This is a genomic window from Novosphingobium sp., from assembly GCF_049240505.1.
Classification (GTDB): Bacteria; Pseudomonadota; Alphaproteobacteria; order Sphingomonadales; family Sphingomonadaceae; genus Novosphingobium.
Genome location: NZ_JBMLSM010000075.1, coordinates 1 through 7,263, shown reverse-complemented (window position 1 = coordinate 7,263; position 7,263 = coordinate 1). Strand labels below are relative to the sequence as shown.

At 61.2% G+C, this 7,263-nt stretch carries 7 protein-coding genes and 1 pseudogene; 5 read left to right on the top strand and 3 right to left on the bottom strand.

Annotation, left to right across the window (positions count from 1 at the left end; all coding sequences use genetic code 11):
* Positions 1-24 precede the first annotated feature (24 nt).
* On the bottom strand, positions 25-732 hold the full coding sequence (locus ACOVQ0_RS06325; RefSeq protein ID WP_421881654.1) for a L,D-transpeptidase family protein: 708 nt from the start codon (positions 730-732) through the stop codon (positions 25-27).
* A gap of 160 nt (positions 733-892) precedes the next feature.
* Between ACOVQ0_RS06325 and ACOVQ0_RS06320 the strand changes: the two genes are divergently transcribed.
* Positions 893-2,074, top strand: coding sequence for a vWA domain-containing protein (locus tag ACOVQ0_RS06320; protein ID WP_421881651.1), 1,182 nt, complete (start codon positions 893-895; stop codon positions 2,072-2,074).
* A gap of 186 nt (positions 2,075-2,260) precedes the next feature.
* Here the strand turns inward: ACOVQ0_RS06320 and ACOVQ0_RS06315 are convergent, their stop codons facing one another.
* Together ACOVQ0_RS06315 and ACOVQ0_RS06310 are read right to left on the bottom strand one after the other, a co-directional pair.
* Positions 2,261-3,460 carry an exo-beta-N-acetylmuramidase NamZ family protein gene (locus ACOVQ0_RS06315; RefSeq protein ID WP_421881648.1) on the bottom strand — a complete coding sequence of 400 codons (1,200 nt, stop codon included), beginning with the start codon at positions 3,458-3,460 and terminating at the stop codon, positions 2,261-2,263.
* Positions 3,457-3,999, bottom strand: coding sequence for a DOMON-like domain-containing protein (locus ACOVQ0_RS06310; RefSeq protein ID WP_421881645.1), 543 nt, complete (start codon positions 3,997-3,999; stop codon positions 3,457-3,459). Before ACOVQ0_RS06310 ends, ACOVQ0_RS06315 begins: the two co-directional genes overlap by 4 nt.
* Before the next feature lie 48 nt (positions 4,000-4,047).
* Here ACOVQ0_RS06310 and tyrS point away from each other — a divergent pair, with 48 nt between their 5' ends.
* From tyrS to ACOVQ0_RS06290, 4 genes and pseudogenes are all read left to right on the top strand, one after another.
* A complete protein-coding gene (gene tyrS, locus ACOVQ0_RS06305; RefSeq protein WP_421881642.1) occupies positions 4,048-5,277 on the top strand; it encodes a tyrosine--tRNA ligase in 1,230 nt (409 codons plus the stop codon).
* A gap of 153 nt (positions 5,278-5,430) precedes the next feature.
* Positions 5,431-5,760 (top strand): PilZ domain-containing protein, encoded by a 330-nt coding sequence (locus ACOVQ0_RS06300; RefSeq protein WP_421881639.1) that lies wholly within the window; start codon positions 5,431-5,433, stop codon positions 5,758-5,760.
* Between the two features lie 65 nt (positions 5,761-5,825).
* On the top strand, positions 5,826-7,124 hold the full coding sequence (locus ACOVQ0_RS06295; protein WP_421881635.1) for an MFS transporter: 1,299 nt from the start codon (positions 5,826-5,828) through the stop codon (positions 7,122-7,124).
* A 38-nt stretch (positions 7,125-7,162) separates the two neighbouring features.
* A pseudogene (locus ACOVQ0_RS06290) lies at positions 7,163-7,263 on the top strand (cysteine synthase A); the annotation flags it as partial.

The window sequence follows — 7,263 nt, the reverse complement described above, 5'->3', positions numbered from 1 at the left end:
CAAATCGTAAAGGTAGATGTCGCCTTACGGCTCCTGTGAACTGTCCTTCAACACGGGCAAAGCGGCGCCGGTCGGCTGGGCATCGGGCACCACTGCAACGGCAGTTTGCGATGGCTGCGGCACAACGGCGCGCGGGGCTTGTGTGTTCAACGCCAGCGTCATCGCATCGGCATTTGACCGGGCAGGCTCGTTCGTCACCACGACAGTGGTCGAAGCCGCGCGCGTCAGCGCGTAAAGCGACTTGGCAAAAGCATAAGGCAGGCGGATGCAACCATGCGATGCGGGATAGCCCGGCAAGCGCCCGGCATGGATTGCGATCCCGCCCCACGTCAGCCGCTGCATATAGGGCATCGGCGCATTGCTGTAGAGATTGGAGCGGTGATAGACCTTCTTCTGCAGGATCGGGAACACGCCCGCAGGGGTCGAATGGCCGCGCTTACCGGTTGAAACCGGCGATGACGCCCAAAGCTGGCCATCCTTGAACACGTGCATCTGCTGCGATGCCTTGCTCACCACGATCAGCACACCCGATTGTACCACCTGATCCACCGGCGGCGGTCCGACGGGTTTGGGCGCAGGCGGTGCGAAGGCGGCCTGCGGCGCAGCTTGCACCGGGATTGCCACCTGCGCCTCGGCCCGCTCCGCTTCGGCAAAGGGCAAGCCGCCGCGAAGGCCAAGGCCAGCCAGCAACAGCACGGCAATCGCACCAAAAGCGCCCGCAACGCGAGTCATGGTAAACGCTTCTTAACCATGCCTACATTGCTTAGCTTGCCCGCGCGCGCGCTCAACCGCTAATTGGCCCGTTGCGGGCACAGGTACTGCACATCGCGGGGCTTGCCGATTATCGCCCCACAGCTTAATCATGCGATTAAGCCAAAGGAGCGGCACCCACGTGTTTTTCAATTTCGTCGATGAACTGCGCGCCGCAGGTATCCCTGCCAGCTTCAAGGAGCACCTTGTGCTGCTCGAAGCGCTGGAAAAAGACGTGATAGAACAGACGCCTGAGGCTTTCTACTATCTCAGCCGCGCCACGTTCGTGAAAGACGAAGGCCTGCTCGACCGCTTCGACCAAGTGTTCAACAAGGTCTTCAAGGGCCTGCTGACCGACTATGGCCAGCGCCCGGTCGATATCCCTGAAGACTGGCTGAAAGCCGTCGCCGAGAAATTCCTGTCTGAAGAAGAGATGGAAAAGATCAAGTCCCTCGGTTCGTGGGAGGAGATCATGGAGACGCTCAAGAAGCGGCTGGAAGAGCAGGAAAAGCGCCACCAAGGCGGCAACAAGTGGATCGGCACCGGCGGCACCAGCCCCTTCGGCAATTCGGGCTACAATCCCGAAGGTGTGCGCATCGGCGGCGAAAGCAAGCACAAGCGCGCGGTGAAGGTCTGGGAAAAGCGCGAATTCCAGAACCTCGACAACACAAAGGAACTTGGCACCCGCAACATCAAGATCGCGCTTCGCCGCCTGCGCCGTTTTGCACGCGAAGGTGCCGCCGACGAACTCGATCTTGAGGGCACGATCGAGGGAACGGCACGTCAGGGCTGGCTCGATATCAGGATGCGCCCCGAAAAGCGGAACGCCGTGAAATTGCTGCTGTTTCTTGATGTCGGCGGATCGATGGACCCGTTTATCAAACTGGTGGAAGAACTGTTCAGCGCGGCTACGGCCGAATTCAAGAACATGGAATTCTACTACTTCCACAACTGCCTCTATGAAGGCGTGTGGAAGGACAACAAGCGCCGCTGGTCAGACCGAACGAAGACGTGGGACATCCTCCACAAGTTCGGGCACGATTACAAAGTCGTCTTCGTGGGCGATGCGGCGATGAGTCCTTACGAAATCAGCCACCCCGGCGGCAGCGTTGAACATTTCAACGAGGAAGCGGGCGCCGTGTGGATACACCGTGTGGCGCAGACCTACCCCGCCACCGTCTGGCTCAATCCGGTGCCGGAAAAGCAGTGGACCTACTCGCAGTCCACCAAGATGCTCAAGGATCTGATCGGCGGCAGCATGTATCCGCTGACGCTCGAAGGTCTGGACGGAGCCATGCGCGAGTTGACGCGCAAGAAGCACTAAGAAACCACTGTCCTACAAGGCGAGCGCTGGGCTAGCTTGCGCGCCGTTCCTTGAACCGTCAACCAGCCGCTAAAGCCCCGGCATCGCTGCGTTTTTCCACAGCGTCCGGGGCCTTGAGAGTTTTTCTCTGGACTGTGTAAACTGTGTAAACCCCCTCAGGAAACACAGCCCGAACCTGAACGAAAATCAGTACAGCAAAAAGCGTCGCCGCTCTTCCAACCATGCCGATTCGTCTGGCCCGGCTACTGCGTCCAGATCATCAGGCGCGCTGTCTGCATCATCCACCCATTCCCGCAACGCAGGTCCGCCGTTGATCACGTCGATCGCCAACCTGTCGAACACGTACTCGTACGGGAAATCCCGCCACAGCGGATAGTCCGGGTAAAGCCGCCGGATTGCCTTGAACGCCAGCGCCTGCAATCGCCACGGACGAAAAGCGTGGTGATCGTAAAATGGGCCCTCAGCGTGGATCATCAGCGCGCCGCACAGGCTCTTGGCGTGCTTGTGGAACGTCGGCTCGAACCAGCTTTCCCGGATCGCGCAGCCCTGCATCCACTGCGGCGCGAAGCTGCGCATCTCGGCAAGCACCGCCTTGGCATCCACATCTGGCGCACCGAACAGCACTTCCAGCGGTCGCGTCGTGCCCCGTCCTTCAGAAACCGTCGCGCCCTCGATCATCACCGTGCCGGCATAGGCCCGCGCCATGTTGAGGCTTGCGGCATTAGGAGACGGGTTGATCCAGATGCGGCTTTCCGGCCAGCCAAAACCGGGGCCGTTCTCAGGCGTCCAGCCTTCCATCGTGACAACGCGGTAATCCACGTCGAGCTTGAAATGCTCAACGAACCACGCGCCCATCTCGCCCAACGTCATGCCGTGGCGCATCGGCATCGGCCCTGCACCCACAAAGCTTTCCCAGCCCGGTAGCAAGATCGTACCTTCCACCGGGCGGCCCGCCGGATTGGGCCGGTCGAGTACCCACACGGCCTTGCCCGTGCCGCTCGCGGCTTCGAGCAGATAGAGCAGCGTGGTAACGAAGGTATAGATGCGGCAACCCAGATCCTGCAGGTCGAACAGGAAAACGTCCGCCGTGCTCATCATCTGCCCGGTCGGTCTGCGCACTTCGCCATAGAGACTGAACACCGGGATACCATAGACGGGATCAAGCTCGTCCGCCGTCTCGACCATGTTGTCCTGCTTGTCGCCCTTCAGCCCATGCTGAGGCCCGAACGCAGAGGTCACGTTCACCCCTGCCGCGATCAGCGCGTCGAGCGAATGGACCAGCCCTTCCGTCACCGAGGCAGGATGGGCAACCAGCGCCACGCGCTTGCCTTCGAGTGGTTTCCTCAGGCTGGGGTCGGCAAGCAGCCGGTCGATACCGAATTTCATAGCGCGCTCGGTGCCGCAAGGTGCGCGGCGAAGCAAGCCTCGTGATGGAAATCGGGCCGATCTTCGCGGTGCGCGATGGCCCAGTAGGACTTGCACCCGCCTTCCTCCTCGATCACCGCCGTCAGGCCAAAATCGAACGGATGCGATGGCAGCGCGGCAAAAGGCAGCGCCACATCGAATATCAGCACCGACTGACCCCGGCGCGGTGTGCAGACCGGTGCGCGCGGCATGGCCCGCTCCGCCATGCCATCACGGTATGCACTGAAATCATAGGCCGCCCATTGCTGCGACGGAGAGAAATTGAACTCGGCATATCCCCCTCCCCCTGCAGGCTTTACGAACAGTTCGAAGCAGGTCGTTTGCCACAATTCGTCCGCCCTGCCCCTGCCGGCAAACGGCGGCAGCACCAGCGCCTGTGCACCTTCCACGCGCCAGCGCAGCGTCATCCAATGCACGTCTATAGCGGTGATCCGCGCCTCAACCTTGCTGACGCCCCCCGGCGGATTGGCCGGATGGGGCAAAAGCTCAAACGTTCCCATCTGCGCAACTCCGTGCTAGGCGCGCCATCCCGATAGCGAGTGGCCGAGATGACCGAATACACTTCTTCCCTGCTGCGCCTCCTTTCCGAACGAGGCTACATCCACCAGATGACCGATGCGAGCGCGCTCGATGCGCTGGCGGCGAAGCAGATCGTGCCCGGCTATATCGGCTTCGATCCTACCGCGCCATCGCTGCACGTCGGTTCGATGGTGCAGATCATGTTGCTGCGCCGTCTGCAGCAGGCAGGGCACAAGCCCATCGTCCTGATGGGCGGCGGCACCGGCAAGATCGGCGACCCCAGCTTCAAGGACGAAGCGCGCAAGCTGATGACCGATGAGATCATCGCGGCCAACGTGGCCTCGATCAAGACCGTGTTCGAACGCTTCCTGACATTTGGTGACGGGCCGACCGACGCGGTGATGCTCGACAATGCCGAATGGCTCGACAAACTGGAGTACATCCCGTTCCTGCGCGAGGTGGGGCAGCATTTCTCGGTCAACCGGATGCTCAGCTTCGATTCGGTGAAGCAGCGGCTGGATCGCGAACAGTCTTTGTCGTTCCTTGAATTCAACTACATGATCCTGCAGGCCTACGATTTCCGCGAGCTGTCGCAGCGCTATGGCTGCCAGTTGCAGATGGGCGGATCGGACCAGTGGGGCAATATCGTCAATGGTATCGAACTCACCCGCCGCATGGATGGCAAGGAAGTGTTCGGTGTCACCACGCCGCTGCTTACGACCGCCGATGGCGTGAAAATGGGCAAGACCATGAACGGCGCGGTCTGGCTGAACGAAGACGCCCTGCCCGCCTGGGACTTCTGGCAATACTGGCGCAACACCGATGATCGCGACGTGGGCAAGTTCCTGCGCCTGTTCACCGATCTGCCGCTGGACGAGATCGCACGCCTTGAGGCGCTGGAAGGCAGCGAGATCAACGCCGCCAAGGTCGTGCTGGCCAACGAAGTCACCAGGCTGGTGCGCGGCGATGATGCAGCCAAGGCGGCCGAAGCGACTGCGGCGGCAACGTTCGCTGGCGGCGGGCTTGGTCAGGATCTGCCCACTCTGGAGGTTTCCGAAGACAGCATCGGCCTTGTCGATGCGTTGGTAGGCCTGGGCTTTGCGGCCAGCCGTGGTGAGGCAAAGCGCCTTGTGGCGGGTGGCGGAGCGCGAATCGATGGCGTTGCAGTGACCGACGATTCGCACCGTATCTCATTGTCGGATCAGGAAATTCGTATTTCATCGGGCAAAAAGAAGCACGGCATCCTGCGCAAGGCCTGATTCCCGCCCGTTTAACAGGGTTTCCGCATCGCTAACGGCAAGTCCGTGCCGCCTCCGGCAAGGATTTGCCGTCGGCTTTACGAATTGTTCGCCAATTCGGACTATATCTTTCGGCATAGGCCCCACGGGTCACTCATGCGCGAAGGAGGAACGATGCGCGGCGGAGCACAGCTTTCAGTCACCGACCTGCGTCGTTCGACCCGTCACCAGGTGAATCTGCCGGTGATTGGCGAACACCGGTCGCGTGGCGACATCATGCTACATCTGGCCAATATCTCGACGACCGGTTTCATGGCGACCGAGATCGAGGATCTGGGGCGCGGCGAACGGGTGACGGTGCGTCTGCCCGTTATCGGCCGCATCGAAGCCTTTGTCGTCTGGACCGACGGCGGGCGCGCCGGATTCCAGTTCGAACGAATCGTGCGGGTCGATGACTTCGCCAAGATGATCCGCTCGCTCCAGCCCAACACGAAGGGTCGCTGACAAGCATCGCGGCGTAAATTTTTGCTTTCTTGGCAAGCGACGGTCAGGGTGGCAATGCGCGCTGCGTGAGCACGACTGAACCGACCTCGCCGCTTCCGGCATCCTTGCCGACAACGCCCCTCGCCATCCCTGATTACCGCAAGTTCTGGATCGCCCGATTCTTCTCGGTCGTGGCGACTTCCGGCATGGTGGTGATTCTCGGCTACCAGCTTTATGATGTGGCGCGCGGGGAATACGGCATGTCGATTGCCGAAGCCGCGTTCCAACTCGGTCTTCTGGGGCTTGCGCAGTTCCTGCCGCTATTCCTGTTGACCCCGATTGCAGGACTGGTGGCTGATCGTTTCGACCGGCGCAATGTTGCCGGGCTGGCCATGTGCATCGATCTGACCGTAGCACTGACGCTGGCACTGACAACGGGATCGAACCTTCTATCCCTGCCTCTGCTGTTCGGGCTGGCTGCCCTGCATGGAACCGCACGGGTATTCATCGGCCCGGCGCTTTCTTCTATCGCGCCCAATGTGGTGCCCGCAGCGCTGATGCCCAAGGCTGTCGCCATCAATTCGATGGCGTGGCAGATCGGATCGGTCGGCGGCCCCGCAATGGCTGGCCTGCTGTTTGCCGCGCACCCGACCATGCCCTACTGGACGTCAACAGCGCTGCTGGCATTGGCGGCTGCCTGCACGTTCATCATCCGCCGCTTGCCGCCCCCCGAAAGCAACCGCGATGCCCACCCGGTTCGGCAGATCCGTGAAGGGCTGTCATTTGTATGGAACGACCGCTTCCTGCTCGGTTGCGTCACGCTTGACCTGTTCGCGGTGCTGCTGGGCGGAGCGACAGCGCTGCTGCCGGTCTTTGCCCGCGATATCCTGCTGATCGACGGGCAGCCGGTGGGTGCGAACGGCCTTGGCATCATGCGCGCGATGCCAGGGCTTGGTGCTGCGCTGGTAGCCTTCGTGCTCGCGCGTCACCCCATCACGAACAACGTCGGTAACAAGATGCTGCTCGGCGTTGTTGTCTTCGGCCTGTTCACCGTAGGGTTTGGTCTTTCGACGAACTTCTATCTTTCGTTGCTCATGCTGATCGGCATCGGCGCGGGCGATATGGTTTCGGTCTTCATCCGCAGCACGCTGGTACAGTTGCACACCCCCGATGCGGTGCGTGGGCGCGTATCGTCGATCTCCGGCCTCGCAGTCTCTGCATCGAACGAACTGGGCGAGATGCAATCAGGCGTTGCTGCCGCGCTGCTGGGTGCGGTGGGCGCGGCTGTGTTCGGCGGTTTGGGCGCGATCGCGGTAACCGCGGCATGGTTTTTCCTCTTTCCGGAACTGAAAGCGGTTCGGACCTTTGCAGCGCGATACAGATAGTCCAAAACATCTGTCGTTCACCACAAGGAGCAAGCGCAATGAAAGCGGAATCCATCCTCGCCACTATTGGCAACACCCCGCACATTCGCCTGTCCCGCCTGTTTCCCGACCACGAGGTATGGGTGAAGAACGAGCGCGC